General features: G+C 37.3%; 23 protein-coding genes. 21 read left to right on the top strand and 2 right to left on the bottom strand.

Going from position 1 to position 25595, the window contains the following annotated elements; translation table 11 throughout:
- The first annotated feature begins 3 nt into the window (after positions 1-3).
- The 7 genes from AB3I20_RS01935 to AB3I20_RS01905 all read left to right on the top strand — a co-directional run bounded on the left by AB3I20_RS01935 (position 4) and on the right by AB3I20_RS01905 (position 8411).
- Positions 4-876, top strand: coding sequence for a carbohydrate ABC transporter permease (locus AB3I20_RS01935; RefSeq protein ID WP_067484408.1), 873 nt, complete (start codon positions 4-6; stop codon positions 874-876).
- Positions 873-1697: a carbohydrate ABC transporter permease gene (locus AB3I20_RS01930; protein ID WP_067484411.1), complete on the top strand. Its 825-nt coding sequence runs from the start codon at positions 873-875 to the stop codon at positions 1695-1697. Before AB3I20_RS01935 ends, AB3I20_RS01930 begins: the two co-directional genes overlap by 4 nt.
- 17 nt (positions 1698-1714) lie before the next feature.
- Entirely contained in the window at positions 1715-2959 is a 1245-nt protein-coding gene (locus AB3I20_RS01925) for a sugar ABC transporter substrate-binding protein (RefSeq protein ID WP_067484414.1), read from the top strand.
- A 57-nt stretch (positions 2960-3016) separates the two neighbouring features.
- The gene (locus AB3I20_RS01920; protein WP_067484417.1) at positions 3017-6184 is read left to right on the top strand and encodes a TIM-barrel domain-containing protein; all 3168 of its coding nucleotides are present in this window, start codon (positions 3017-3019) and stop codon (positions 6182-6184) included.
- Between the two features lie 9 nt (positions 6185-6193).
- Positions 6194-7816 (top strand): alpha-glucosidase, encoded by a 1623-nt coding sequence (locus tag AB3I20_RS01915; RefSeq protein ID WP_368026866.1) that lies wholly within the window; start codon positions 6194-6196, stop codon positions 7814-7816.
- A gap of 222 nt (positions 7817-8038) precedes the next feature.
- Positions 8039-8167 carry a hypothetical protein gene (locus tag AB3I20_RS01910; protein ID WP_269446956.1) on the top strand — a complete coding sequence of 43 codons (129 nt, stop codon included), beginning with the start codon at positions 8039-8041 and terminating at the stop codon, positions 8165-8167.
- A 115-nt stretch (positions 8168-8282) separates the two neighbouring features.
- Positions 8283-8411, top strand: a complete 129-nt coding sequence (locus tag AB3I20_RS01905; protein ID WP_067481724.1) for a hypothetical protein — start codon at positions 8283-8285, stop codon at positions 8409-8411.
- Positions 8412-8591: 180 nt separating this feature from the next.
- On the opposite strand, the gene AB3I20_RS01900 is transcribed toward AB3I20_RS01905, so the two are convergent.
- Positions 8592-9389, bottom strand: coding sequence for an AraC family transcriptional regulator (locus AB3I20_RS01900; protein WP_067481725.1), 798 nt, complete (start codon positions 9387-9389; stop codon positions 8592-8594).
- Between the two features lie 111 nt (positions 9390-9500).
- Here AB3I20_RS01900 and AB3I20_RS01895 point away from each other — a divergent pair, with 111 nt between their 5' ends.
- The 3 genes from AB3I20_RS01895 (at position 9501) to AB3I20_RS01885 (ending at position 14202) form a co-directional block, all read left to right on the top strand.
- Entirely contained in the window at positions 9501-11507 is a 2007-nt protein-coding gene (locus AB3I20_RS01895) for a beta-galactosidase (protein WP_067481727.1), read from the top strand.
- 170 nt (positions 11508-11677) lie between these two features.
- Complete coding sequence (locus AB3I20_RS01890; RefSeq protein ID WP_067481729.1) at positions 11678-12526, top strand: hypothetical protein; 849 nt, start codon at positions 11678-11680, stop codon at positions 12524-12526.
- A 2-nt stretch (positions 12527-12528) separates the two neighbouring features.
- Positions 12529-14202 (top strand): hypothetical protein, encoded by a 1674-nt coding sequence (locus AB3I20_RS01885; protein ID WP_067481731.1) that lies wholly within the window; start codon positions 12529-12531, stop codon positions 14200-14202.
- Positions 14203-14362: 160 nt separating this feature from the next.
- Here the strand turns inward: AB3I20_RS01885 and AB3I20_RS01880 are convergent, their stop codons facing one another.
- The gene (locus AB3I20_RS01880; protein ID WP_067481733.1) at positions 14363-15442 is read right to left on the bottom strand and encodes a LacI family DNA-binding transcriptional regulator; all 1080 of its coding nucleotides are present in this window, start codon (positions 15440-15442) and stop codon (positions 14363-14365) included.
- A 205-nt stretch (positions 15443-15647) separates the two neighbouring features.
- On the opposite strand from AB3I20_RS01880, the gene AB3I20_RS01875 reads away from it, so the two are divergent.
- From AB3I20_RS01875 to AB3I20_RS01825, 11 genes are all read left to right on the top strand, one after another.
- Positions 15648-15989 carry a hypothetical protein gene (locus AB3I20_RS01875; protein ID WP_095803558.1) on the top strand — a complete coding sequence of 114 codons (342 nt, stop codon included), beginning with the start codon at positions 15648-15650 and terminating at the stop codon, positions 15987-15989.
- Between the two features lie 4 nt (positions 15990-15993).
- Positions 15994-17808 (top strand): DUF2264 domain-containing protein, encoded by a 1815-nt coding sequence (locus AB3I20_RS01870; protein WP_067481737.1) that lies wholly within the window; start codon positions 15994-15996, stop codon positions 17806-17808.
- The gene (locus tag AB3I20_RS01865) at positions 17796-18929 is read left to right on the top strand and encodes a glycoside hydrolase family 88 protein (RefSeq protein ID WP_067481739.1); all 1134 of its coding nucleotides are present in this window, start codon (positions 17796-17798) and stop codon (positions 18927-18929) included. Before AB3I20_RS01870 ends, AB3I20_RS01865 begins: the two co-directional genes overlap by 13 nt.
- Positions 18930-18965: 36 nt before the next feature.
- Positions 18966-20243, top strand: coding sequence for a sugar ABC transporter substrate-binding protein (locus tag AB3I20_RS01860; protein ID WP_067481740.1), 1278 nt, complete (start codon positions 18966-18968; stop codon positions 20241-20243).
- A gap of 103 nt (positions 20244-20346) precedes the next feature.
- Entirely contained in the window at positions 20347-21243 is an 897-nt protein-coding gene (locus tag AB3I20_RS01855) for a carbohydrate ABC transporter permease (RefSeq protein ID WP_067481743.1), read from the top strand.
- A gap of 11 nt (positions 21244-21254) precedes the next feature.
- A complete protein-coding gene (locus AB3I20_RS01850; protein ID WP_067481745.1) occupies positions 21255-22106 on the top strand; it encodes a carbohydrate ABC transporter permease in 852 nt (283 codons plus the stop codon).
- A gap of 34 nt (positions 22107-22140) precedes the next feature.
- Entirely contained in the window at positions 22141-22803 is a 663-nt protein-coding gene (locus AB3I20_RS01845) for a hypothetical protein (RefSeq protein ID WP_067481747.1), read from the top strand.
- Positions 22804-23050: 247 nt separating this feature from the next.
- The gene (locus AB3I20_RS01840) at positions 23051-23722 is read left to right on the top strand and encodes a hypothetical protein (RefSeq protein ID WP_067481749.1); all 672 of its coding nucleotides are present in this window, start codon (positions 23051-23053) and stop codon (positions 23720-23722) included.
- Between the two features lie 51 nt (positions 23723-23773).
- Entirely contained in the window at positions 23774-24223 is a 450-nt protein-coding gene (locus AB3I20_RS01835; RefSeq protein WP_067481752.1) for a hypothetical protein, read from the top strand.
- A 12-nt stretch (positions 24224-24235) separates the two neighbouring features.
- Positions 24236-24904: a 2,3-diphosphoglycerate-dependent phosphoglycerate mutase gene (locus AB3I20_RS01830; protein ID WP_067481754.1), complete on the top strand. Its 669-nt coding sequence runs from the start codon at positions 24236-24238 to the stop codon at positions 24902-24904.
- 42 nt (positions 24905-24946) lie between these two features.
- On the top strand, positions 24947-25564 hold the full coding sequence (locus tag AB3I20_RS01825) for an HAD-IA family hydrolase (RefSeq protein WP_067482417.1): 618 nt from the start codon (positions 24947-24949) through the stop codon (positions 25562-25564).
- Positions 25565-25595 lie beyond the last annotated feature (31 nt).

The following is a 25595-nucleotide window of genomic DNA, read 5'->3' as shown; positions in this document are numbered from 1 at the left end:
AAAATGATTGGTTCAAAGAAAAATAACCTCTTTTGGATTTGTTTATTCTTATTACCCAGTTTGATTGGATTTTTGCTTTTTATTATTTATCCAGTCTTTTATTCATTAGGGGTGAGTTTTACGGACTGGGATTTAATTAATCCAATGAAATTTGTAGGATTAAAAAATTATCAAAATTTGCTCCATGATCCGAAATTTTGGAATTCTTTAAAGAATACTTTTCTCTTCATTCTGGGCTATCTTCCTTCAGTCATGATTATTGGTTTGATGGTAGCATTATTGTTGAATAGCAAACTGAAAATGAAAGCGGTATTTCGTGGTATCTATTTTTTGCCAGTTGTTACTTCATGGGTGGCTGTATCCTTAGTTTGGAAATGGTTGTTTAATCCCAAATTTGGTTTGATTAATTATTTTTTGTCATTGCTAAGTGTACAAGGTCCTAATTGGTTAAATGATCCGAAAACAGCTATGTTAGCAATTATCATTACCAGCGTGTGGAAGGATATCGGGTTTATCATGGTGCTTTATTTAGGAGGTTTGCAAAACATTTCGCCATCATTATATGAAGCGGCGGATATCGACGGGGCAGATCATTGGCATCAATTTTGGAAAATTACATTACCTATGTTGAAACCAACTACTTTTTTCGTTTCGATGATCTCATTAATCAATTCATTTCAAGTATTTGATCAAGTAAATATCATGACAGAAGGTGGACCAGGTGAAGCGACGACGGTCTTAGTACAAAATATTTACAATTCAGCTTTTAAATACTCAGAAATGGGGTATGCAGCAGCGATGTCTTGGGTACTTTTTTTAATTATCCTAGTCGTGTCAATCGGTCAAATGTGGGGAGAAAGGAGGATGACAAGATGAAAAAAGTCAATGTATGGATGATTCTAAAATATAGCATTATTTTGCTAGGATGTATCGTTATGATCTTACCCTTTTTGTGGATGGTTTCAACTTCATTAAAGGAGCGCGGGGCAACGATGGTCTTTCCACCTGAGTTTTTGCCTAGCAATCCACAACTACAAAATTACCAACAAGTAATCGAACGGTTTCCGATGCTAACGTTTATGAAAAATTCAATCATCGTTTCATTATTGACAACGATTGGTACGATTGTAGTGGCATCAATGGCAGCTTATGCGTTTGCGCGTATGCGATTTAAAGGGAGAAACCTGTTGTTTTTGCTTTATTTGAGCACAATGATGATTCCTTCTCAAGTAATCATGATTCCACAATTTATTTTGTTGAAAAATTTGGGCTGGATTGATAGCTATCAAGGATTGATTTTACCAAATATTTTTGGTGTGTTTGGTGTTTTCTTGATGCGACAAGCATTTTTGACAATTCCAACTGAACTGGAGGAAGCAGCCTTTATGGATGGTGCAAATCATTGGACGGTCTTTATGAAAGTTGATTTGCCACTTGTTAAGCCGACGATTGCAACACTTTTTATTTTTACGTTTATGCAATCTTGGAACAATTATTTATGGCCATTGATTGTGACAAGCAGTCGTGAGATGGCGACTTTGCCGTTAGGATTATCGTTGTTGCAAGGTCGTTGGAGCACGAATTGGAACCTAGTCATGGCTGGTGTGGTCATTAGCGTGATACCAATTTTGGCAGTGTACTTATTTGCTCAGAAATACTTCATTCAGGGGATGACCATGAGTGGAATGAAAGAATAAAATTTGGGGGAGATAAAATGAATAAAAAAGTTTTATTGACAGGAGTAGCAGTAATCACAGCTTTATTTTTAAGTGCTTGTGGCAGTGGGAGCAGTTCGTCAAGTGAGAAAGAAACTGTCATCAAGTATTATAGTTTCTCGGCAACGCCTGATTATGAAGACCAGCTCAATGAAATGGTTTCTGAATTTGAGAAAGAAAATGAAGAAATAAAGGTTGATGTCGAGTTAATCCCCTATAAGGATTACTTTACAAAGTTACAGACACTGATGGCAGGGGACCAGACACCAGATGTTTTTGAATTAAATTATGAAAATTTTGTTTCTTATGCTGAAAAAGGTGCGCTATTAAATTTAGATGATTACATCAAAAAAGATACGGAATTTGATGCAAATGATTTAAATAAAGAGGCTTTTGAGGCATACAAGTACGATGGAAAGCAATACGGAATGGTAGAAAGTTTTTCTAACGTTGTTACTTTCTATAACAAGGAACTGTTCGATGAAGCTGATGTCAGCTATCCAACAAAAGAGTGGACATGGCAAGATGAAGTTGCAGCTGCAAAAAAATTAACGAATAGTAAAGGAAATATCTATGGTACTTATTCACCAGTGACAATGAACGAATTTTATAAAGTTGCTGCACAAAACGGTGGCAAATTAAAAGATGAAAATGGAAACTGGACCTTGAATGATTCTAAAAATGTCGAAGCATTAGAACACATGGTTAATAATGTTGTTCAAGAAAAAATCTCTCCTTCACCAGAAGAAATGTCAGGTCAAAATTCAGAAGATCTATTTTTAAATGGCCAATTAGCGATGGTACACACGGGTATTTGGATGTTTGGTCAATTCAAGGATGCAGATTTTGATTGGGATATTCAAGTTGAAGCAGGGAATACTCAAAAGGCAACACATTTCTTTGCGAATGGTTTGGCAGTTTCTAAAGATTCAAAACACGCAGAAGCGGCATATAAATTTACTCGTTTTATGAGTGCAAGTCCGGAAACTGCGAAAATTCGCATTGATAATGGTTGGGAGCTTCCGGCGATTACTGATGACAAGATTTTGGCACCTTATCTAGAACAGACACCACCTGAAAATCGTCAAGCTGTGTTTGATTCATTGGATTATCTAATTTTACCGCCAGTAGATGCGGATTGGAGTAAAGTTAGCGATAGCGCAGATAAAGAGTTTCAAAAAGTGCTATTAGGGGAAGAATCTGCTAAAGAAGCGCTGGATAAATTGCAAACAGAATTCCAATAAGTAAACAAATTTTGAAGAAGAAAACTACTGATATCAAGAGTAGGAGAGGGATTATTCATGGAGCTAGAACCAAAATTCGCTCAAATTTTAACGCATTACACGGATGTACTAAATCAGTCAGCTAATTTGAAAGCAATCGCTGATTTAAGTGGCGAACAAGAAAAGTTACCGATTGCAGCTGCGACAGTGTGGGTAAAAATGAAAGCAGAAGTACATCTTAATGATACTGATTTTGGAATTGTTAAACGAATTCAGCAAGACTGGGCAAAAGAAGTGACAAATGTTTTTGGTGAAGAGAGTGACAATTACACATCTAATTTAGCTATTTACTATATTACCTTGTCAGAAGTCAAAAATAAATATCACCAGAATGATTTACAAAAAGAAATAACTGAAATACGTGATTATATATTTAATCACTTGATTCGTCGTGGAACGCTGATCTCGTCAGTGAAACAAGCAACTCCTGCTGTTGATTTAGTACTGAGCGTCTTGCCATTTGGCCTTTTTGCGCCAGAAGATTTGATTATGGTAGCTGGAATGGAGGAATTGGTTTCCCGTAAAACGACGTGGTCGAAAGATGAGGCAGCTTTACTAGGTATTTATTTTACTGAAAAGTATGATTTTGTGAAGGCTGAAAACTATTTGATGCACGCAAAGGAACAAACGGACAAAAATGAAGTATTTGTAGACTTATTGGACACCTATCTTCGACAGAAAAAAGAAAGTTTATCAACTAGTTCTTTTATTCATAAACCTTTAGGAAATGGAAATGTGTATGAAAAATTACCTTACGAGCGCACGCCACATTACCCAACTGCGGGAGAAACGTGTACGTTTGATGTTCAAGTAAATAGTAAAAATGTTACTCAAGTCTTTTTAACGATTGAAGGGCTTAACGAAAAAATTGTTTGTAAACTAATTGATGACACATTACGAATTTATCAAGCACATGTCCAGATTCCTGAAACTTATTCTGGTGGCAGCTATTTCTTTACTGCAGAAAATCATCAAGTAGAAACCTCTGATCGTTATGAATTAATAATCCAAAAACATTGGGGATTCAATAAAATCGAGTTTATTGGTTCAAACAAAAATGAAAATGTTTATCTAACGAAGAATATGGAACAGTCTTTATTCTTAAAATTACAAGAGGATAAGTTGACATTAAGTCAAATAGAACCACAGTTGGATTCAGTTCAATTGAAGGATTGCTTTGCCAGTATTAATGATAAAAATACGATTTGTTTACCGAACGAAAAAGAAAAATTGCCTTTTTATTTTTCTGAAAATTGTTTGACTTTGCATGAACTAGCTGGAAAGGGAGCAAAGGGGGTAACGCTACGTCTGCAAGACCAGGCTAACTTATATTATGGTTTTGGCGAACGTTATAATTCAATCAACCAATTAGGGAATGAAATCGATTGTTTTGTTTACAATCAATATCGAGATCAAGGAACTCGAACCTATATGCCGATGCCTTATTATTTCACCAATGACGGTTATGGGTTATATTTCGCAACAGATTCTTATACTCGATTTGATTTAAAAAAGAATGACCCAAAAGAAATAACAATTTATGTTGAAACAAGTGAAGAAGAAAACCTAGCGGAAATCCATTTGCTACATGGTGAAATGAAAGAAATGATTGCACAATATATGACTTGCACTGGAGAACCGGTCATGGTTCCTAGTTGGGCACTAGGCCCGTGGATGTCTAGCAATAATTGGGATCGGGAGAGCGTGGTTCGAAATGAACTTGAGCAAACGACTAGGTATGACATTCCTGCAACCGTAATCGTTTTAGAACAGTGGAGTGATGAAACAACCTATTATATGTTTAATGATGCACAGTACCCATTACTTCCTCCAGAACAAAGTTATTCATATGATCAGTTAACATTTCCTGCGTGGGGAAGGTGGCCAGATCCGAAACGATTGATTGAAGATTGTCATAAAAATGGTCTGAAATTTATTCTTTGGCAAATACCAATTGAAAAATATTTGAATCAGCAAAAACATCCCCTAAAAGATCAAGACGAGGCATATATGATTGAAAAGGGATATGTTGTCAAAAATGCAGATGGTTCACCTTATCGGATTCCAGAAAATTGGTTTACAGATAGCTTATTATTGGATTTTACGAATGAGGAGGCGAAACGTTGGTGGTTTGAAAAACGTCAGTACCTGATTGACATTGGTGTAGATGGTTTCAAAACAGATGGCGGCGAAATGGTTTATGGTTCTGATCTTGTTTTTGCCGATGGTCGTACAGGAAGTCAAATGCGCAATCGCTATCCTAAAGAATACATCAAAGCTTATTATGATTTTGCGCAACAAAACCAAGGAATTACTTTTAGTCGCTCTGGCTATACAGGTGCGCACGCTTATCCGGCACATTGGGCGGGAGATGAACGTTCAACTTTTGATGCGTTTAAGCGACAATTGATTGCAGGAATCAATTCTGGGATGTCAGGTGTCATTTTTTGGGGCTGGGATTTAGCGGGATTCAATGGAGATATTCCCACGGCGGAGTTGTTTATGCGTTCTTCTTCAATGGCAGCGTTCTGCCCAATTATGCAATATCATGCAGAAAGTAAGGGGGAGTACAATCAAGATCGCACACCGTGGAATATTGCGGAGCGAACCAATACACCAGAAGTGATTGAAGTGTATCGTTTCTTTGCGAATACACGAATGAATTTACTTCCGTATATTTATGACCAAGCCGTCAAATCAGTCACCAATAAAGTGCCATTGATGCGAGCGATGCAAATTGACTATCCATTAGAAAATTTTGAAGATTGCTATGATCAGTTCATGTTTGGAGAATCGCTATTGATTGCACCAATTGTTACAGAAGGTGCAACTTCAAGGCAAGTGACATTCCCTCGAGGAACATGGATTGATTTCTGGACAAAAGAAAAAGTAACAGGCGGACAGACGATTATTGTTCATGCGGAAATGAATAAAATTCCAGTTTACGTGAAAGAAAATTCAGTCATTTTACTAAATTTAGGTGAGTCAAAAAGAATTGGTGAGTCAATTGGAAATGATTTGTCTAACTATACCAATGCAACATTACTAGTTACTGCTACAACAGATTTTAATCAGACAATTACAGATCATCTAGGTCATACTTTTGATTTGCAAGTGAGTAAGAGTAACCAAAAAGTAACGATAAATAAAGAAATGCCAATGGATATTGAATTAATTTGTCTATAGGAGGAAATCATGAAAAAGGAATGGTGGCAAAATTCAGTCGTTTATCAAATTTATCCACGTAGTTTTCAAGATACAAATGGAGATGGAATTGGCGATTTACAAGGAATCATTCGGCGATTAGATTATTTAGAAAATTTAGGGATTGATGCTATCTGGCTTTCACCTGTTTATCAATCACCGAACGACGATAATGGATACGACATCAGTAATTACGAAGAAATCATGAGTGAATTTGGCACGATGACGGATATGGAAGAATTGATTGCAGAAGGAAGAAAGAGAAATATCCGAATCATTATGGATTTGGTAGTCAATCATACCTCAGATGAACATGCTTGGTTTGTTGAAGCACGCAAGAGTCCAGAAAATCCTTATCGTGATTACTACATTTGGCGTGACCCTGTTGCCGGTCAGGTGCCTAATGAGCTGCGTTCTACTTTTAGTGGTTCTGCTTGGGAATTGGATGAGGCATCAGGACAATATTTCTTGCATTTATTTAGTAAAAAACAACCGGATTTAAACTGGGAAAATGAAAAAGTTCGTCAAGAAGTCTATGACATGATGAATTTTTGGATTGAGAAAGGCGTCGGCGGATTCCGAATGGACGTGATTGACTTGATAGGCAAACTTCCAGATCAAGAAATTACAGGAAACGGACCAAGACTTCATGAATATTTACAGGAAATGAATACTGAAACGTTTGGTGGAAAAGATCTCTTAACGGTTGGCGAAACATGGGGTGCCACGCCAGAAATTGCGAAGCGATATTCTGATCCAAAGCGAAATGAACTATCTATGGTTTTCCAATTTGAACATGTTGGCTTAGACCAACAAGCAGGAAAAGAAAAATGGGATTTAGCACCATTAGATTTAACCAAGTTGAAGGAAGTATTGTCAAAATGGCAAACTTCTTTAGGAAACGAAGGATGGAATAGTTTATTTTGGAATAACCATGATTTGCCGCGAATCGTTTCAAGATGGGGAAACGACCAACAGTATCGAGTAGAGAGTGCCAAAATGTTTGCGATTCTTTTGCACATGATGAAAGGGACGCCGTATATTTATCAAGGAGAAGAGATTGGAATGACGAATTATCCGATTTCTGACATTTCAGAAGCAGAAGACATTGAAACCATCAATATGTATCATGAACGAATTGAAAAAGGCTATACCAAAGAAGAAATTATTCGGTCAATCAATACAAAAGGACGAGATAACGCACGTACCCCAATGCAATGGGACGACAGTCCAAACGGTGGCTTCACTACAGGAACACCATGGTTACATGTGAATCCAAACTATCAAACGATCAATGTGGAACAAGCATTAACAGATTCGAGTTCGATTTTTTATACCTATCAAAAATTGATTGAGCTACGCAAACAAAATGAAATCGTTGTTTGGGGTGCGTATCGATTATTGGAAGACACACCAGAAAAAGTTTTTGCCTATACGCGTGAATTGGGCGCTGAAAAATGGTTAGTTGTTACGAATATTAGTGAAGAGTTGAATGAGTTCAGAATGCCGACTCCAGCAAAAGAAGTGCTCGTTGCTAATTATGAGCTAACAAGTGAATCATTAACCGGAGAGATCAACTTACGACCTTACGAAGCTTTTGCTGTACGACTATAATAAAAAAGAGTATCTCTTTGGGATTTCCCAAAGAGATTTTTTCATGACTTTAGTCAGTCACAAACATTTTACGCACGAAACAAAAAGTCAAAAGCCTCTACACACAGCAAATTAACCTAACAAAATAAGCTGAAAAATAGAAGGAGGCGTAGTTGATGTCAGTTCAAGGTAAAAAAGAATGGACAAAAATTCCGAAAGTCCGTCAAGAGTTATTACTCAAGAATGTCTTTTGCAATCATTGTGGGGAGACAAGGATTCTTCGCTAAGAACCAAAAATTAGCAGGAGATTGCTCGTTCTTGAAGGCAGTTGTAAGTTATTGTGGTCCGTCAACAGCACGCGTAGTTGACTGATTTGTACTTCTTTTTTAGCCACGCCGAAAAAAAAAATGATTTTACTTGCTTTTTGTTGTATATTAAACAAGGAGAAAGTTGCTGCTGTTGCAGGATAAATAAAGGTGGAATTAAAATGAATTCAAAAGAAAAAATGTTAGAATTGATTAAAAAGAAACAAGGCGGAGGTAGATCAGAACAAAAAGATACACCTAAAAATGATCGCCGAAATATGCGTAAAGGACCAAAAATCTTTAATAAGTAATTGGTAAATGAAAAGGAGTTATGACAACTTAATTGTCATAACTCCTTTTTTGTATAAACAGATTGAAAACTTATTTCTTTAAAAAGCAAGTAGAATACGTTCAAAATTGGCGGGGTACTCGTCTAAAAATTTTCTTACTTCTCGATACGACTCATTGAGTCCAAATCTTTTTGAACGTTCTTAATAAAATTTGCGAAAATTTTTAGGTGTATAGCCTGTTTTCTTTTTAAACGTGTTAATAAATTGACTAGTAGAATCAAAACCAACTCGTTCGCCGACGAGTTGAATCGATAGATCAGGTTGATTGATTAGGAAGTTTTTTGCCTGACGAATGCGAAAGTCAATCAAGTACTGATAAGGACTTTTACCCATGAATTTTTTAAAAAGGCGACTAAAGTATTGAGGGGTGATGAATTGTTTTTGGGCGATTTGATCGATTGTTAGATGCTGTGCGTAATTTGCTTGAATCTCATTGAGACTTGGAAGAACATACTTTTGATATAATTCATCAATCTGCATGTTCTCTTGTGGTTGACTCAATTGGAGCAAAAACTGATAACACAAAACTGAAAGAGCCAAGTGATCGGTGTTCGCTTCAAAAGCAGCAATCATTTTTTCAATTTGGGTGGAGAACTGAAACTTCTCGGTGTCTTTTGCTAAAAGAAACTGTTCGCTTCCGACTAACAGATCTAAATGATTTTTTAAGTGCCCATCAAAAGTGACGAAATTCGTTTGCCAATCATCAGTTAGTGGATAGTAAGCATGGGGGACAAAAGGGGAAATCAATACGCCTTCGCCTGCTGCTAATGTCAATTTTTGTTTTTCAATCCAGATTTCTCCAGCCCCAGTTTCTGTTTGTAACCAATGGTATAAAGGATGTCCTTGTGTGCGTTGCAAACTTACTTGCTGCCAATTGGTTCCAATACTTTCGATGCTAATGGGTAATTGTCGAATCGACAAATTGAAATAAATGGTCAAAATGAATACCTCCTTGTTTCGGAATCTTATATTTTTTAGTTTAACATATTATACATTTGATTTGTGATGACGCTTACAATGAATGTGAGAAGGAAAAGGAGGCAGTCATTAATGAAAAAAATAAAACGAATGTTCTATGGTGGTGATTATAACCCTGAGCAGTGGGAGAAAAAGATTTGGCTCAAGGACATGGAAATCTTTAAGTCTGCAAAGATCAATTCTGCGACAATCAATGTGTTTTCATGGGCGAAAATCCAACCAAGTAAAGATGTTTATGATTTTGGACAATTAGATGAAATCATGAATCAATTGGCGAAAGAAAATATTGAAATCGTTCTAGGAACGTCAACTGCAGCATTGCCAGCTTGGTTATATAAAGAATATCCGGAAGTTGGTCGGGTCGATTTTGAAGGACGCCGCCATCGCTTTGGACAACGCCATAATGCTTGTCCGAATAGTCTTGTCTATCAGCACTTTTCAACGCGATTAGCAGGTAAACTGGCAGAGAGATACAGCGACGTACCTCAATTAGCTGTTTGGCATATCAATAATGAATATGGGGGAATTTGCTATTGTGAAAATTGCGAGAAGGCTTTTCGGATTTGGCTAAAGAAAAAGTATCAAACAATCGAAGCTTTAAATACTGCTTGGAATTTAAATTTTTGGGGACATACTGTTTATGACTGGGATGAAATTGTGGTGCCCAATTGTTTAGGTGATGCAATGAATGAGGAAGAGACTGCTTTTGCGGGTTTGTCGGTTGATTATATGCGTTTTAATTCGGATAGTTTATTGGCTAATTTTAAAGCAGAGCGTGAAGCCATTCGACAATTTGATCAAGAAACACCAGTAACAACGAATTTTATGGGCACCTATAAAGGGTTAGATTATTTCAAATGGGCAAAAGAAATGGATCTTGTTTCTTGGGATAATTATCCTGCCTATAATACCCCTTGGAGTTCAGTAGCACTTGGTCATGACTTGATGCGAGGATTGAAAGATCAGTCGTTTATGCTTATGGAACAAACACCAAGTCAGCAAAATTGGCAACCGTATAATTCATTGAAAAAACCGGGAGAGTTGCGCGCTCAGAGTTATCAAGCGATTGCACACGGTGCAGACACAATTCAATATTTTCAGTTACGTCGAAGCATTGGCGGGTGTGAAAAGTTCCATGGGGCAGTGATTGAACACGCTGGAACAACGAATACACGAGTTTTTAGAGAAGTGGCAGAACTAGGGAATGAGTTGGAATCACTTGGAGATTTGCTGGTAGAAGCAACGTGTCCAGCGAAAGTAGCCATCTTATTTGATTGGGATAATTATTGGGCGTTGGAATATACAAGCGGGCCGAATCAAAATTTGAAATATGTTGAGCAGATTCAGCAAGTCTATGCTTATTTTTATCAGCAAAATATTCCGGTGGATTTGATTCCAATTGACCGTGATATTTCAAAGTACGAACTCATTTTAGCACCAGTACTCTACATGATAAAAGGAGAGATCGTTTCGCGACTTGAAGACTTTGTTCGTGCAGGTGGAACCTTCGTGACGACTTTTATGAGTGGAATTGTTGACCAGTCGGATAACGTTTTACTGGGTGGATATCCTGGGCCGTTGCGGAAACTAACAGGTATTTGGGTGGAAGAGCTGGATGCTTTAGCTCCTGAACAATCGAATCAAATTCAATTTGCAGATGGCGAAACTGGAACGGCAACCTTAGTGAGTGATTTGTTACATCTAGAAACAGCTGAAAGTCTGGGAAGTTACACGGATAATTTTTATGCAGGACAACCGTTTGCTACAAAGTGTTCCTTTGGAAAAGGACAAACTTATTATATTGGTACACAGTTAGATACGAATTCACTAGCCAAAGTGTTAAATGAGGCTTGTGCAAGTGCCAAGGTTGAACCAGTTGTTGCTGAAGAAACGGCGTTGGAAATCACTTATCGTGAAAAAGGAAGGCAAAAATTTTATTTTATCATTAATTTGTCAGATCAATCACAAAAATTACCAACAAAATTTATCGGTCAAAAAGACTTGTTAAAGCAAACATCTCTAGTAGCAGAGTATCTTGTAAAGGCATATGAAGTCTTGATAGTGAAAGAGTCACAATAACTTATTAATTGAATGGGTTGAATGAATAGTAACCAAGAATAGTAACTAAGATAACAGTTAAGTAAGGTAATAATTAAATAAAGTGATAACTAAAATAATAGCTAATAAAATAATAGCTAAATAGTAGCTAAAATAGTAGCTAAGAATGAGCTAGATGGGAGCAGAACATAATGACAAAACTAACAATTGCCATCCAAAACAAAGCAGGCGAACTTCGCACAGCAGCACGCGGTGAAGAACGAAAAGAGATGCCTTTAACCGATTCAGCGGAAAATCTCGTTCACCTTGCAATGAGAAATTTTAAGTATCAGGAAGGTGACCAAATTGTGGTTCAAGCGGATCAACCAGAAACCTATTTAATGGTTAAGCTAGATGAAACATTAGCTACTTCACTTATTTATTTATCAGGAAATAGCTGGAGCTATCCAATTTCATTTCTGCCTAACGTGCTAGCAGCGCGTCCTAAAGAGCGTTTTGCTGGAGAAAGTCATTATCTGAGTGCCCGAGTAGCGACTGCTGAAGAAATAACTATGTATCAAAATCTGGCATTGAATCCACATGATCAAAAGGTATTTACCGGAAGTTATCCCCACGCTGAGGCAAATGTCGAAACGAGAAACGACGCAACATTTTTTGCGTGCAATGCGATTGATGGTATTTACGCCAATCACTCACATGGTTCGTATCCTTTTCAATCTTGGGGCATCAATCAACAACAAGATGCGGCATTGACCATTTTATTTGGGCGCGAGGTGGAGTTGGATAAAGTAGTTTTTACTTGGCGAGCTGATTTTCCTCATGATAGTTATTGGACGCAGGTTTCTTTATGCTTTTCTGATGGGACAAAAGAAGTTTTTCAGACAACAAAGACAGCGAGACCACAGACGTTTGAATTCAACCAACGACGAGTCACAACGGTCACTTTTGAAGAACTAATTCAAGCAGATGACGATTCACCTTTTCCAGCATTAACTCAGATTGAGTGCTTTGGTCGAAACGTGAATATTGAGGAGAATTAAAAATGATTGAGACCTATTTACAAAGTATCCAAAAAGAAGCGAAGGCTTATGTGGCAACAGCGACCATTACACCTTTGCCATTTGATGGATATGTCTCCTACTTGGAAACCGGCAATCGACTAGTCTTTGAAACTGCTTATTTTGCCAGAAGGAGACAGTTGGCGATTTTGGCACTGGCATATATGACTACTCATGAGCAGGAAACGAAGAAGTTACTGGAGCAAGTGATTTGGGAAATCTGTAATGAATATACCTGGGCGTTGCCCGCGCATTTACCAGTGGAAAAAAATCCGTTTAAGCAATCATCCGTTTGGTGGATTGACTTGTTTACTGCCGAAACAGCCCAAACCTTAGCCGAAATTATGGAATTAATGGGTGCAGAATTTACTTTACTGACACAAAATAGAATCAGAGAAGAAATCGACCAACGACTATTCCAACCATTTGAAGAAAATCATTGGGAATGGGAAGAGAAAAAGAACAATTGGAGCGGCGTCATTGGTGGATGCATTGGGATGGCTGCTCTATCTTTACTGGAAAAAAACAGTGTGAGGCAAGGAGCAATCCTTCAAAAAGTAGACCATAGTTTACAGTCTTATCTAAAAGGTTTTGCGTTGGATGGTGCGTGTGAAGAAGGTGTGGGGTATTGGAGTTATGGATTTGGTTATTACCTTTATTTTGCGGAAAAACTAGCAGATATGTTAGGGGACGAAACCTATTTGAATTTGCCAAAAGTCAAAGAAATAGCTGCATTTCCGTATTATGTCGTTCGAAAAAATCAACAAGCCTTGCCATTTTCAGACTACAATTTTACTGAGTTGCCTAGTGGTTTACTTAGTTTTTGCCATCAGGTATTTCAAGTACCAATACCTGATGTAGTAAAGGTGAATGAGATTGATTTCGATCATTGCTATCGGTTTGCACAACTTTATCGTAATTTGATTTGGACGGAAAAAACGGAAGTTGAGCGACCAACTATTATGCATTATTTTTCAGATGTGGAATGGGGCATTTTTGAATCAGAAGCTCAAGACTTATTCTTCGCTGCCAAAGGAGGACACAACGAGGAAAGCCATAATCACATCGACTTGGGGCACTTTATTTTTGGAACACCAAATGAATTATTTTTAACGGATCTAGGGGCGGGAGAGTATACGAAAGATTACTTCGATGAAGAAAAGCGCTACCAGTATTTGGTAAATAATGCATCAGGTCATTCCTTGCCAATCATTAACGATTGCTGCCAACAAGCTGGTGCAGTGGCAGCTACAGCAACCAAATTTATTGATACGCCAAAAGGAAAACGCTTTTCACTTGATTTGACGAAGACTTATGAGCCAAGCGCAAATCTGAAACAATTTCAGCGAAGTTTAGTGTTGATTCCAGAAGAAAGCACGTTGGAATTACGTGATTATTTCAGGATGAAAAAAGCTGGAAATAAAATCATTGAAAGTTTTGTTACGACATATCCAGTTGAAAGGAACGGTCAAACAGTCAGCATCAAAGGACGCCAGACCTGTGAATTGATTTTTGGGGAGGAAGTAAAAAAAATTGACTGTCTGAAAAAAATGTACCACGACCATGAAGGAAACACTTGTCAGGCAACCTTGATTCAGACAACGTATACTATTTCAATGGAAGCAGAAGTGGTAGTCAAAATGAAGTTAGTCCACTAGCAATATTCCTTTAGAAAAAAACGCAAAAGAGAGTGGGATAAAACTAAAAATTCAACTGTCTTTAATCCATTTTTCAATTAAAAAAGCCTAAAATCAACGTTTTCAAAAACGAATTTTAGGCTTTTTTATTTAGGCAACTTTTGTCCCAGCTTTTTTTGCTCTATTTAATTTCTTGACTCTTTTCATTTATTTTAGGTGCAGCGGTTGATCCTCGAACGACTAATTCAGTACCCAAAAAGATTCGTTTGGCGATTGTGGGTGTCAAGATTCGTTCATGCAATGTGCTGATGCCGACCTCGCCCATTTCTTCGGTGTAGGCTTTGACAGTAGAAAGTGGTGGAGTGATATAGCGCGAAATAGAAATATCGTTGATGCCCATAACACTAATATCATCTGGTACAGAAATGTTTTGCGCCGTTAGCGTATGAATGATTCCAATTGCAAAGGCATCATTGGCAGCCAAGATTGCCGTTGGTAGGTCGGTCCCCCAGCTTTGCAAAGCTTGTTTGGTTAATTCTTCACTATTTTTCACATTCAATTGGCTATTTTCCTGCACGATAAAGTAAGACGCATCAAATAAGCCATAATGTTTCATCATACTTAAGTAAGTGAGGGTAGTAGGCGTCTTGTACTGACAATAGCCATGAAGATTTTGACTTTCTTCTGCTCCAATAAATGCAATTTTTTTATGGCCTAATTCAAGCAGATGATTGATTGCAATTTCTGTTGCTTGTGTGAAATCCGTATTGATGCAGTCATATTCTGATAGCGGAAAATTTGTTCCAATAACGCAAAGATTAGCAGCTAACTCGTTTAGTTCATCAATTTTTTCTTTTGTAAATTTTCCGATGGCTAAAACGCCGTCAACATTTTGAATATTACTCAAATCCGTTGGTGAAAAGTTCACGACATTGTAACCTAGTTCAACTGCTTTTTTTTCTGCACTCATACGGATTGATAGGTAATAAATGTCTTCGAGTTCCTCGTCATTTGAACGCCAAGTAATAAATCCGATAGAACCAGCTGACCCTTCTAACTCTTCATGCAAAACGTTTCGCTGAGCGGCTGCTTTTGCTTGATTTTTCTTTTTATATTTTGTGTAATTCAATTTCTCTGCAACTTCAAAAATTTTTCTCTTCGTTTCTTCAGTAGCGGAGAGAGTTGCATCATAATTCAATACGCGTGAAACAGTCGAGATCGAAACCCCAGCTTCTTTTGCGATATCAGTAATCGTAGCCATGTGTTCCCTCCTAATTGATTGTCTTTATTTATAGTATAAGATTCGAAAAAGAAACACAAGAAAAAGTTTTCTTTTTTTTACCAAAAAAACTATTGAAATTTTTAGTCATAAAAGGTAAAATTTAGTAAAATAATAGCTTTGATGAGGTAAAGGAGGTAAAAAGATAGGAAAATTTTTAATCTTTCTCCACATTTTAGTACTTATCGTGGTCTTTTCAGGTTGTGGAGGGAGTCAAGAAACCGCGCAGAACAATCAATTTACAAATGAAGTGACGCGTGAACTTAGGCAAAAAGCAAAGCGCTATACCGAACAAGAGTTGCAAAATACAGAAGTTCCTTTGCATGCGTTCATTCAATTAGAGGGAAAAATCATTCGCTCAGATGGAGGCAAAACCATTTTGCAAGGAGATCGTTTTATTTTGAGAAGTGGTTCAAGCAACTATCAAATATTTAATGAACAGAAAGAAACAATCTCAATTGGCGATCAAGTGACCGTATATGGTGAGTATTACGGTTTTATCAAAGGAATCATCATTGAAAAGGAGTAAAAGTATGGATTCTTTTTTAACAAAAGAAGAAATAAGTAATCAATTTGTAGCATTAGTTGAACCATTAGAACCATTTTTTAGTAAAAAAAATTTAGGACGATTAAAACTAGGCAGTCATGGAACAGTTTATACTGAATCAACTCGAGAAGTCGAAGCCTTCCTTCGACCACTTTGGGGATTGGGTCCGTTTTTGACTTCTGCAAAAGAGAACGTTTTGTTAGCAGAATACCTTCAAGGAATCACAGCAGGCACAAATCCTGACAGTCCAGTTTATTGGGGAACAGTTACTGATTATGACCAGTTGATTGTTGAAATGGCATCATTGAGTTTATTTTTATTATTGAATAAAGAAAAAACGTGGGATCAATTAACAGAGAAAGAGCAAGCAAATCTGCATCAATGGTTGATTCAGGTAAATGAACGAGAAATTCCTCGAAATAATTGGCACTTTTTTCGGATTTTAGTCAATGTTGCGATGAAAAAGTGCAACATGCCATACTCACAACAACAAATTGAAAGCGATTTTATGGTTGTGGAAGAATTTTATCAGAAAAATGGCTGGTACTGTGATGGAGAAGAAACACAATTTGATTATTATATTTCGTTTGCCATTCATTACTATAGTTTAGTTTATGCTCGCTTTATGGCAGAAGAAGATCCTGAACGTGTAGCAGTAATCAAAGAGCGTGCAACCTTTTTTGCCCAAACATTCAAGCATTGGTTTGATGCAAAAGGAGAAGCTATCCCATTTGGTCGAAGCTTGACGTATCGATTTGCGCAAGTTTCTTTCTTTAGTGCGTTAGTGTTTGCGGATGTGGAGGCGTTGCCGTGGGGAGAAATCAAAGGATTGATTAATCGCCATATGAAAAACTGGTGGGCACAAGAAATTTTTTCAACAGATGGATTATTAACGGTTGGCTATCATTATGAAAATCTTATTTTTGCCGAAGGTTATAACGGATTTGGCTCGCCTTATTGGGCATTGAAAAGTTTCTTGTTATTAGCTGTCCCAGCTGATCATCCTTATTGGCAAGCACAAGAACAACCACTTACGATTGACGAACGCTTTTTAGCTGTTCCAGAAAGTAAAAACTTTTATCAATACAATCGAGAGTTAACACATCTTCAAGCTTTTCCTGCGGGACAATTTGTTCAATTCCAAAATCATCCACATGCTAAATATAGTAAGTTCGTTTATTCAACAGTATTTGGTTTTAGTGTGCCTAAGCAAGATTATTGGTATTACGAAGGTGCTTACGACAATGTGTTAGCGTTGGCAAAAGATGGTCATTATTTCAGGTCGAAAGGTTTGGATACTCATTTTGCTATTTTGCCTGATCGAATTGTTCATGAATGGAATCCATGGAGTGATGTGTCCATTGTTTCAACCATTGTTCCGTTAGAAACGTGTCATGTTCGTATTCATGAAATTGAGACGAAAGAAGCATTAAGAGCTTATGATGGCGGATTTAGCGCACCCTACACGAGTGAGCTTCCAGTGGCAGAAGGGGGAGTAGCAGAGGTAGCTTCACCGATTGGGCTTTCGCGAATTGAAGGGCTTTTGGGATTTGAAGAGGCTGCTATTGTCAGAACCGAGCCGAATACGAATTTATTTTATCCACGAACGGCACTTCCACATGTAGTAGCAAACATTTCGCCAGGAAAAACAGTTTTAGTTTCACTTGTTGCCGGTTTGCTACCGGAAGAGCAAATGGAAAAACCAACAATTGAAATCAGTAATGAGCAAGTAAAAGTCCAACAAAATGAAAAAAGAATCGAAGTAGCTTTAGGCACTAGGAGGAAAGCATGGAAAAATTAGAGTGGTTGCAAGAAGAAATCGAGTTTGCTGTCAACAAAGTTCGCGAAAATCTCAAAACGTTTCAAGAAACAGTTCCACCAGCAGCAAGTGAAGGATTGGTCTATCCTGAAGAAGAAAATATCGATTGGACAGCCAGTTTTTGGGTTGGCATGTTGTTTTTGGCAAAAGAGCTGACGAATTCCACGGAATTTGATGCCACGATTGAAAAACAAATGGCTTCGTTCAAGCATCGATTAGAAAATAAAATTGAGTTAGAAACCCATGACATTGGTTTTTTATACAGTTTATCTGCCGTAGCGGATTATCAAGTCAACAAACATGAGACATCAAAAAAACTGGCAATTCAAGCAGCAGATTTATTGATGGAACGCTATTCTCCAACTGCTCAAATCATTCAAGCTTGGGGAAACCTTAATGACCCAGCGCAACGTGGACGAATGATTATTGATTGTTTAATGAACTTACCTTTACTGTATTTTGCTTCTGAGCAAACAGGAGATGAATCCTACAAAAAAGCAGCTTATGCACATGCGAAGCAAACACAAAAATATATCGTTCGGCCAAACAATACGACGTTTCACACCTACTATTTTGATGTGAAAACAGGTGAACCAATTGAAGGCAAAACACAACAAGGTTACTCCGATGATTCTTGTTGGGCGAGAGGACAGGCTTGGGGGATTTATGGCTTTACGCTAAGCTACAATCACACCGGCGATTATCAATTTTTAGAAACAGCGAAAGCGGTCGCTGACTATTTTATTAGCCAGTTACCAAAAGATCAAGTCGCTTATTGGGATTTATTATTCAATGATGGTAGTGGGCAAGAAAGAGATAGCTCCGCAGCGGCGATTGCTGTTTGCGGGCTGCTGGAATTAGCTAAACAATTACCTTTATCTGATCCAAAGCATGAAGAATACGAAGCGGTAGCAATCAAAATCATGCAAGCTTTAGCCCAAAAGTACACAAGTAAAAAGAGTGAACACTCAAATGGCCTGTTACTCGAAGGTGTTTATGATAAGAACTCCAATAAAGGGGTTAATGAATGTATGATTTGGGGCGATTACTATTATTTGGAAGCGCTAACTCGGTTGGCAAAAAGTTGGTACAGTGTTTGGTAATAAAAATATTTTTATTATAAAAATGGAGGAAATAAAATGAAGCGATGGAAAAAAGGAATCACTGCTGGTGTGTTACTAGGAACTTTAGGTTTGTTGGCTGCTTGTGGTGGTGGCGACAAAGCTAGCGCAAAAAATGGTGGTGATTCAGGCGATACAACTTTGACAGTCACAACTTGGAATTATGATACAACGCCAGAGTTCAATAAATTGTTTCGTGCATTTGAAGAAAAGAATCCTGGAGTCAAAGTCGAAGCAGTTGATATTGCATCAGATGATTATGATACGAAATTGACAACAATGCTTTCTAGTGGGGATACAACGGATATTTTAACGATGAAAAATCTACTTTCGTACTCGACTTACGCTTTACGTGACCAATTAGTTGATTTGACAGATCATATTGATGGACTAGAAACGGAACCTGCGAAGGAAAGCTATGAAATGTATGAGATTGATGGGAAAAATTATGCGCAACCTTATCGTACAGACTTTTGGGTACTTTACTATAACAAGAAAATGTTTGACGAAGCAGGTCTTGAATATCCGAACAACTTAACCTGGGAAGAATATGAAGCACTTGCAAAACAATTATCGAAACCAGATGAACAAATTTATGGTGCTTATCAGCATACTTGGCGCTCAACTTTGCAAGCAATCTCAGCTGCTCAAAATGATAAAAACTTAGCAAAACCAGATTATAAATTTTTAGTCGATGATTACAAACGGATGTTGCGTATGCAAGATGAAAAAGCACAGATGGATTTTGGTACTGCAAAATCAACAAACGTCACTTATCAGTCACAATTTGAAAACGAAAAAGCTGCCATGATGTATATGGGTACTTGGTATATGGGCGCATTGTTAACAAATCTTGATGAAGGAAAAACAAACGTTGAATGGGGCATTGCTGAGATTCCACAAAAAGAAAAAGGAGAAGCAATCAAAACATTTGGTTCACCAACTGCTTTTGCCATCAACAAAAATTCAAAACAACAAGAATTAGCACAAAAATTCCTTGATTTTTGTTCCGGAGAAGAAGGCGCTGAAATCCTTGCGGGCGTAGGTGTTGTTCCTTCTTATCGAACAGACGAAATCAATAAATTATACTTTGGTCGTGAAGGAATGCCAACAGATGAAGTTTCTCAAAAAGCATTCGATCCAGAAAAAATCGCAATTGAATTCCCAATTGATGAAAATGGACCAGCCATTGATAAAATTCTTCAAGAAGAACATGAATTGATCCTAGTTGGAGATGTTACACCAGAAAAAGCGGTTGGGGAAATGAAAAAACGTGTCGAACAAGAAATTGAATAAAGGCTTCATTTGATAACTGAAAACAGAGATGCGTCAAAAATGGCGCATCTCTTAGATAAAAAGGGGGAAAGGTTAAAAAGTTATTGCTTTTTAACAATCAGATATGGAAAATAAAGCAAATCCTGTCTCAAAGCTAAAAAGAAAAAATACTTTGATCGCGTGGTCATTCATTGCACCAAATTTTATTGGTTTTCTGTTATTTACGCTGATACCAGTTGTATTTTCGTTGATTCTCGCATTCATGAAGTGGGATTCATTCAGCACGCCAGAATTCATTGGATTGAAAAATTTTTCAAAAATGATGACGGACGAAACTTTTTGGATCTCATTGAAAAATACTTTTTTGTATACGATTGGCGTGGTTCCGCTAACATTGGTTTGTTCGTTAGGACTGGCAATCTTATTAAATCAAAAAATTCGTGGAGTGAAGTTTTTTAGAACAGCCTTCTTCTTTCCTTATGTGACGTCTTTGGTTGCAATCGCAGTTGTTTGGAATATGCTCTTTCATCCAACAATGGGACCAATCAATCAATTTTTAAAACTATTTATTGCGAATCCTCCGGGTTGGGTATCTAGTTCACAGTGGGCACTAACAGCAATTATTATCGTGAGTGTTTGGCGTGGAATGGGCTATTATATGATTTTGTATTTGGCTGGATTGCAAAGTATTTCAAAAGAACTTTATGAAGCTGCCGCGATGGATGGTGCGAATAAATGGAAACAATTTGTCAATATCACTGTTCCTGCACTAAGACCGACAACCTTTTTTGTAACGATCATGTTAGTCATTAATTGCTTCAAGATTTTTGATTTGGTGCAAGTAATGACGGATGGTGGGCCTGGTAGAGCGACGAATGTTTTGGTTTACCACGTTTATAATGAAGCGTTTGTCAAATTTAATTTCGGTTATGCTTCTGCAATTGCGATGATTCTATTTGTGATTGTCTTAGCGATTACAGTGATTCAGTTCAAATGGAATCAAGTCCAAGAACGAGTTTAAGGAGGGGAATCATGAAAACGACAACTGTGACAGGAACCAAAGAAAAACAAACAACTAGCCATTTACTGGTGATTTGTTTATTAACGATTTTAGCTTTGCTGACATTAGTGCCATTTATCTGGATGCTCTCCGCTTCTTTCAAAGCAAATAATGACGTATTCACTGTTCCGATCCAATGGATACCGAAAACTTGGCATCCAGAAAACTATTCAGTGATTTGGACAAGAATTCCGTTATTAACTTTTTTTAAAAACACTGCAATTTTAAGTATTGTTATTACATTAATCCAACTATTTACGTCAAGTTTTGCTGCGTATGGTTTTTCTAAACTACAATTTAAAGGTCGAGACTTTTTGTTTTTGGCCTATATAGGGACAATCGCTGTTCCTTGGCAATCCTATATGATTCCCCAATTTATCATGATGAGACAATTAGGATTGACAGATAAGCTGCTTTCTTTGATTTTGTTACAAGCGTTTAACGCATTCGGGGTATTTTTATTAAAACAGTATTATAGTAGTATCCCTGATTCTTTGTGTGAAAGTGCTCGAATTGATGGCTTGACTGAGTGGGGGATTTATCGAAAAATCATTTTACCGTTAACCAAACCGGCACTAGCTAGTCTGACGATTATCACCTTTGTTAACACTTGGAATGACTATATGGGACCATTCATTTATCTTTCTTCAACTGAAAACAAAACAATTCAATTGGGACTGAAAATGTTTGTTGGTTTGTTTGATGCCGAGTATGCATTGATTATGGCAGCGTCTGTGCTATCTATTTTGCCAGTGGCAATCGTCTTCTTGGCGATGCAAAAATATTTTGTAGAAGGAATTGCTTCTTCTGGCGTGAAAGGCTGATGAATAAATGAGTCGTTAGATCGGAGTGATGTGAATGTTTAAGCAACAGAGTTTTGAAACGAATATTTATATGAAGTTATTTCATTGGGCCTATCTTTTTCTTGCAGGAAATTTGAGCTTTATGCTTGTCAGTTTTCCATTCTTTTTAGTTACCATCACTTCAGCAATTGATGTGAGGAACCTCTTCTTCTTTTTAGGGGCTTCTGTCTTCTTTCTGCCAGCAGCATTGGCTTTGATGGCTTGGATCAATAAGTGGCGAGAGGAAAAAGAAGTTGCACCATTCAAAGACTACTTTCATTTTTATTTTCTGTTTTGGAAAAAAAGTTTTTTATTAGGGAGCGTCGGGTGGTTAGGGTGTTTGATTGTTGGTGGTGATATTCTGTTTTTAAGCCAAGTAACATATGGTAGATGGCTTGTTCCATTTCTGTTTCTTTTATTGATTCTACTTGTAGCCATTCAGTTAAACAGTTATTATTTTCAGGTAAAGAATCCCGAAGCATCTGTAACGGTGCTTCTCAAAGTGGCTACATATGTGGCGTTGAAGAAATGGTACATCAGCTTATTGAATGCTGTGCTGGTTGGAATTGTGCCAATCATGATGATCTTGAAACCACAATTTGGGTTTACACTCTTTCCAGTCTTCTTCTTTGGACTAATCTATTTGAATTGTGGGCGGCATTATCGTGGGATTCTGTAGGTGAAACTGGTGATGCCAGTCATTTTTTAGAACGAATGATAATTATTTAATAGAGATTGGAACGAAGATTTGTTTCAGTCTCTATTTTGTTGACTAAATGAATCAGCTTCTTTCCTAAGTAAAAGAGTCATTTTATTGATTTTTGACAACTCATTACGAAAAAATAAAATTTTGGAAAAATCCTAGAATCTTTCTGACATTTTAGTAGAAGTATGCTATTTTAAAAAGGAAGTAAAGGAGGAGAAAAATGAATTTTTTAGTTGTTTTAAAAGATGAATCAGTTGAACGTTCAACTTTTATTTATGTTCAGTTAAATGAAGAAAAAACGTTGCTGCATTTTTCACCAGAATTCCATTTAGAGGGATTAACCTTAGGGGAAGTTTATCAAACGAAAGGCACGTCAGGTATCCTAGCTTTTTTTGAAAAGGAACTTGATCTACCGGTCAAAGAGTCTATCGAAATCTCATTAACAGAGTGGGATCGAGTAACCGCGGATTTATTTCCAACAGGTCTTGACGTGGAAATTGAGGAAGGTATCGTGCATTTAAGTACAGCTGAGTTGCAACATCAGATGCGTTATCGAGTCGATGAGGAAGATTCTTTTTCGATTTTTAAACGACAACAGAAGATTTTAAAAAGTTTTTTAAAACCGCTTAGCAGAAAAAGGAACCTTTTGAAAACCACACAACTTTTGAAAAAGTATCCTAATCTGATACATACATCTATTCAATTTCCGCAGATTTTATCACTGGTTCATCGTTATTTGCAAGTTCAACAAGTACCATCGCGAAAACTTTCATTACCTTTAGCAGACACGTTTCGGGTAGTCAAACGAGCTGAAGAGAAAAAAGTAATCGTAATCGATTTTACAAAAAATCGAAATATGCTACATCAAATAACTATGGGAAAAGCCAATTAGGGCTTTTCCTTTTGCACTTTTTATTCTATTAAATAGTCAATGGAGGAAAAAATGGCTCAAGTTTGGTTACAACGAATGATTAAAATGTATCAAAAATATCAACAACTAATGAAAGGAAGATATGCAAAATTTGATGAACTGAATCGCTTTTTATTAATCTTGTCGCTTTTGTTTAGTCTATTTAGTCGCTGGTTGCCTTATGAATCTGGCAGATTATTCTCGTTAGTGTTTTTAGGACTTTTGCTTTATCGCTTCTTATCAACTAAAATCTATCCAAGATTGAATGAAAATCAGCGCTTTTTAAAAAAATGGCAAATGGTACGCAACTTTTTTCAAACAGTCACTAAAAGAAAAACAAAGACAAATAAGAAAACGGCTTACCAAACGTATACGTTTTTTTCTTGTCCAAATTGCCAACAAAAACAACGTGCTCCGCAAGGCCGTGGAAAGATTCGAGTAACATGCAAAAAGTGTGGTACACGATTTGAAACAAACGTATAGGAAGTGGAAATAATGAAAATGGTTTTGTTACGTCACGGTGAGAGTGAAGCGAATTTCATGAATTATTGGACGGGTTGGTTAGATGTGGCATTGACTGCGAAAGGTATGCAACAAGCGAGCCAAGCTGGGAATAAAATGAAAGAAGCTGGTTTAGAATTTGATGCTGTCTACACTTCAGTTTTGAAACGGGCAATTAAAACATCTCAATTCGCTTTAGAGGAAATGGGGCAATTGTGGATTCCGATTACCAAAACCTGGCGCTTAAATGAACGTCATTATGGTGAACTAGTTGGAAAAAATAAAGATGAAATGAAAGACATCTACGGGGCAGAACAAGTCAAAATTTGGCGTCGTGCTTATCGTGAAGTCCCGCCACTTGCCAAGGAAAATCAATTTGATCGAAGGTATGATTTTTTAGATCCTCGTTTGGTTTCCCGTGGAGAAAGCCTAGAAATGACGGTTAAACGTCTAATCCCGTTATGGGAAGATTCGCTTGCACCTAGACTTCGTGAGCAACAAAACCTCTTAGTTGTCGGACACGGAAACAGTGTGCGTGCGTTAACGAAATACTTGGAGGATGTGCCAGAAGATTTAATGGATACGATTGATATTCCAAATGCACAACCAATCCAATATACATTTGACGAGCACCTAACAATCATTGATAAAAAGATTTTATAAAAACTTTGAGTGACTTGTATGGAAAAAGGAGCAGGAACTTTGATAAAGAATTTTATTTGGGATTTTGATGGTACATTATTCGATACGTATCCGGCAATGGTTGATGGAGCGTGGCGTGCCTTACAGGATTTTGGGATTGTAGCGGATAAAAAGGAACTCTATTTTGTGATGAAAAAATACTCGACAAGTCAATTACGGCAAAACTATCAGTTGTCAGAGGAGAAATTCACGCCGTTATTTCATCAGTATGAAACAAAAAGTCGCGAAGTGTCAGCGCCATTTCAAGACACAAAGACAGTTCTAGAAAACTTGAAGGCGCGTGGCGGACGACACTTTATCCTAACGCATCGCTTAACTGATTCGACTTGGAGGCTTTTAAAAGACTTTGGCTTAGACGAGTTAATTGAATCGGTCGTTGGAATAGACCAAGAATTCCCTAGGAAACCAGATCCATCTTCCTTAAATGCGATCATTCAAAATTTTCACTTACAAAAAGTGGAATCAATGATGATTGGTGATCGCCGTTTAGATATTGAAGCAGGGAATAACGCGGGAATTACAACTTGTTTATATGACATTGATTATTTTTTAGGTGATATTCCCGCAACTTATGTTGTGAATGAACTGAAGCAAATCATTGAGTTGCCAGAGATTATTTAAAATATTGTCCGCTTTCAATTTTCATATGCTA

It is taken from the genome of Enterococcus sp. C50 (genome assembly GCF_040887505.1).
Lineage (GTDB): Bacteria > Bacillota > Bacilli > Lactobacillales > Enterococcaceae > Enterococcus_B > Enterococcus_B thailandicus.
The sequence above is the reverse complement of the archived record's forward strand: the minus strand, read 5'-3'. Positions and strand labels throughout refer to the sequence as shown.

What these genes read in the sequence shown, in the direction of transcription:
- AB3I20_RS01860 (WP_067481740.1), top strand. Translation starts at nt 18,966, where the DNA reads ATGAAGCGATGGAAAAAAGGAATCACTGCTGGTGTGTTACTAGGAACT.
- AB3I20_RS01915 (WP_368026866.1), top strand. Translation starts at nt 6,194, where the DNA reads ATGAAAAAGGAATGGTGGCAAAATTCAGTCGTTTATCAAATTTATCCA.
- AB3I20_RS01865 (WP_067481739.1), top strand. Translation starts at nt 17,796, where the DNA reads ATGGAAAAATTAGAGTGGTTGCAAGAAGAAATCGAGTTTGCTGTCAAC.
- AB3I20_RS01850 (WP_067481745.1), top strand. Translation starts at nt 21,255, where the DNA reads ATGAAAACGACAACTGTGACAGGAACCAAAGAAAAACAAACAACTAGC.
- AB3I20_RS01930 (WP_067484411.1), top strand. Translation starts at nt 873, where the DNA reads ATGAAAAAAGTCAATGTATGGATGATTCTAAAATATAGCATTATTTTG.
- AB3I20_RS01870 (WP_067481737.1), top strand. Translation starts at nt 15,994, where the DNA reads ATGGATTCTTTTTTAACAAAAGAAGAAATAAGTAATCAATTTGTAGCA.
- AB3I20_RS01905 (WP_067481724.1), top strand. Translation starts at nt 8,283, where the DNA reads ATGAATTCAAAAGAAAAAATGTTAGAATTGATTAAAAAGAAACAAGGC.
- AB3I20_RS01830 (WP_067481754.1), top strand. Translation starts at nt 24,236, where the DNA reads ATGAAAATGGTTTTGTTACGTCACGGTGAGAGTGAAGCGAATTTCATG.
- AB3I20_RS01845 (WP_067481747.1), top strand. Translation starts at nt 22,141, where the DNA reads ATGTTTAAGCAACAGAGTTTTGAAACGAATATTTATATGAAGTTATTT.
- AB3I20_RS01835 (WP_067481752.1), top strand. Translation starts at nt 23,774, where the DNA reads ATGGCTCAAGTTTGGTTACAACGAATGATTAAAATGTATCAAAAATAT.
- AB3I20_RS01910 (WP_269446956.1), top strand. Translation starts at nt 8,039, where the DNA reads ATGTCTTTTGCAATCATTGTGGGGAGACAAGGATTCTTCGCTAAGAAC.
- AB3I20_RS01920 (WP_067484417.1), top strand. Translation starts at nt 3,017, where the DNA reads ATGGAGCTAGAACCAAAATTCGCTCAAATTTTAACGCATTACACGGAT.
- AB3I20_RS01880 (WP_067481733.1), bottom strand. Translation starts at nt 15,442, where the DNA reads ATGGCTACGATTACTGATATCGCAAAAGAAGCTGGGGTTTCGATCTCG.
- AB3I20_RS01855 (WP_067481743.1), top strand. Translation starts at nt 20,347, where the DNA reads ATGGAAAATAAAGCAAATCCTGTCTCAAAGCTAAAAAGAAAAAATACT.
- AB3I20_RS01885 (WP_067481731.1), top strand. Translation starts at nt 12,529, where the DNA reads ATGATTGAGACCTATTTACAAAGTATCCAAAAAGAAGCGAAGGCTTAT.
- AB3I20_RS01840 (WP_067481749.1), top strand. Translation starts at nt 23,051, where the DNA reads ATGAATTTTTTAGTTGTTTTAAAAGATGAATCAGTTGAACGTTCAACT.
- AB3I20_RS01895 (WP_067481727.1), top strand. Translation starts at nt 9,501, where the DNA reads ATGAAAAAAATAAAACGAATGTTCTATGGTGGTGATTATAACCCTGAG.
- AB3I20_RS01935 (WP_067484408.1), top strand. Translation starts at nt 4, where the DNA reads ATGATTGGTTCAAAGAAAAATAACCTCTTTTGGATTTGTTTATTCTTA.
- AB3I20_RS01925 (WP_067484414.1), top strand. Translation starts at nt 1,715, where the DNA reads ATGAATAAAAAAGTTTTATTGACAGGAGTAGCAGTAATCACAGCTTTA.
- AB3I20_RS01890 (WP_067481729.1), top strand. Translation starts at nt 11,678, where the DNA reads ATGACAAAACTAACAATTGCCATCCAAAACAAAGCAGGCGAACTTCGC.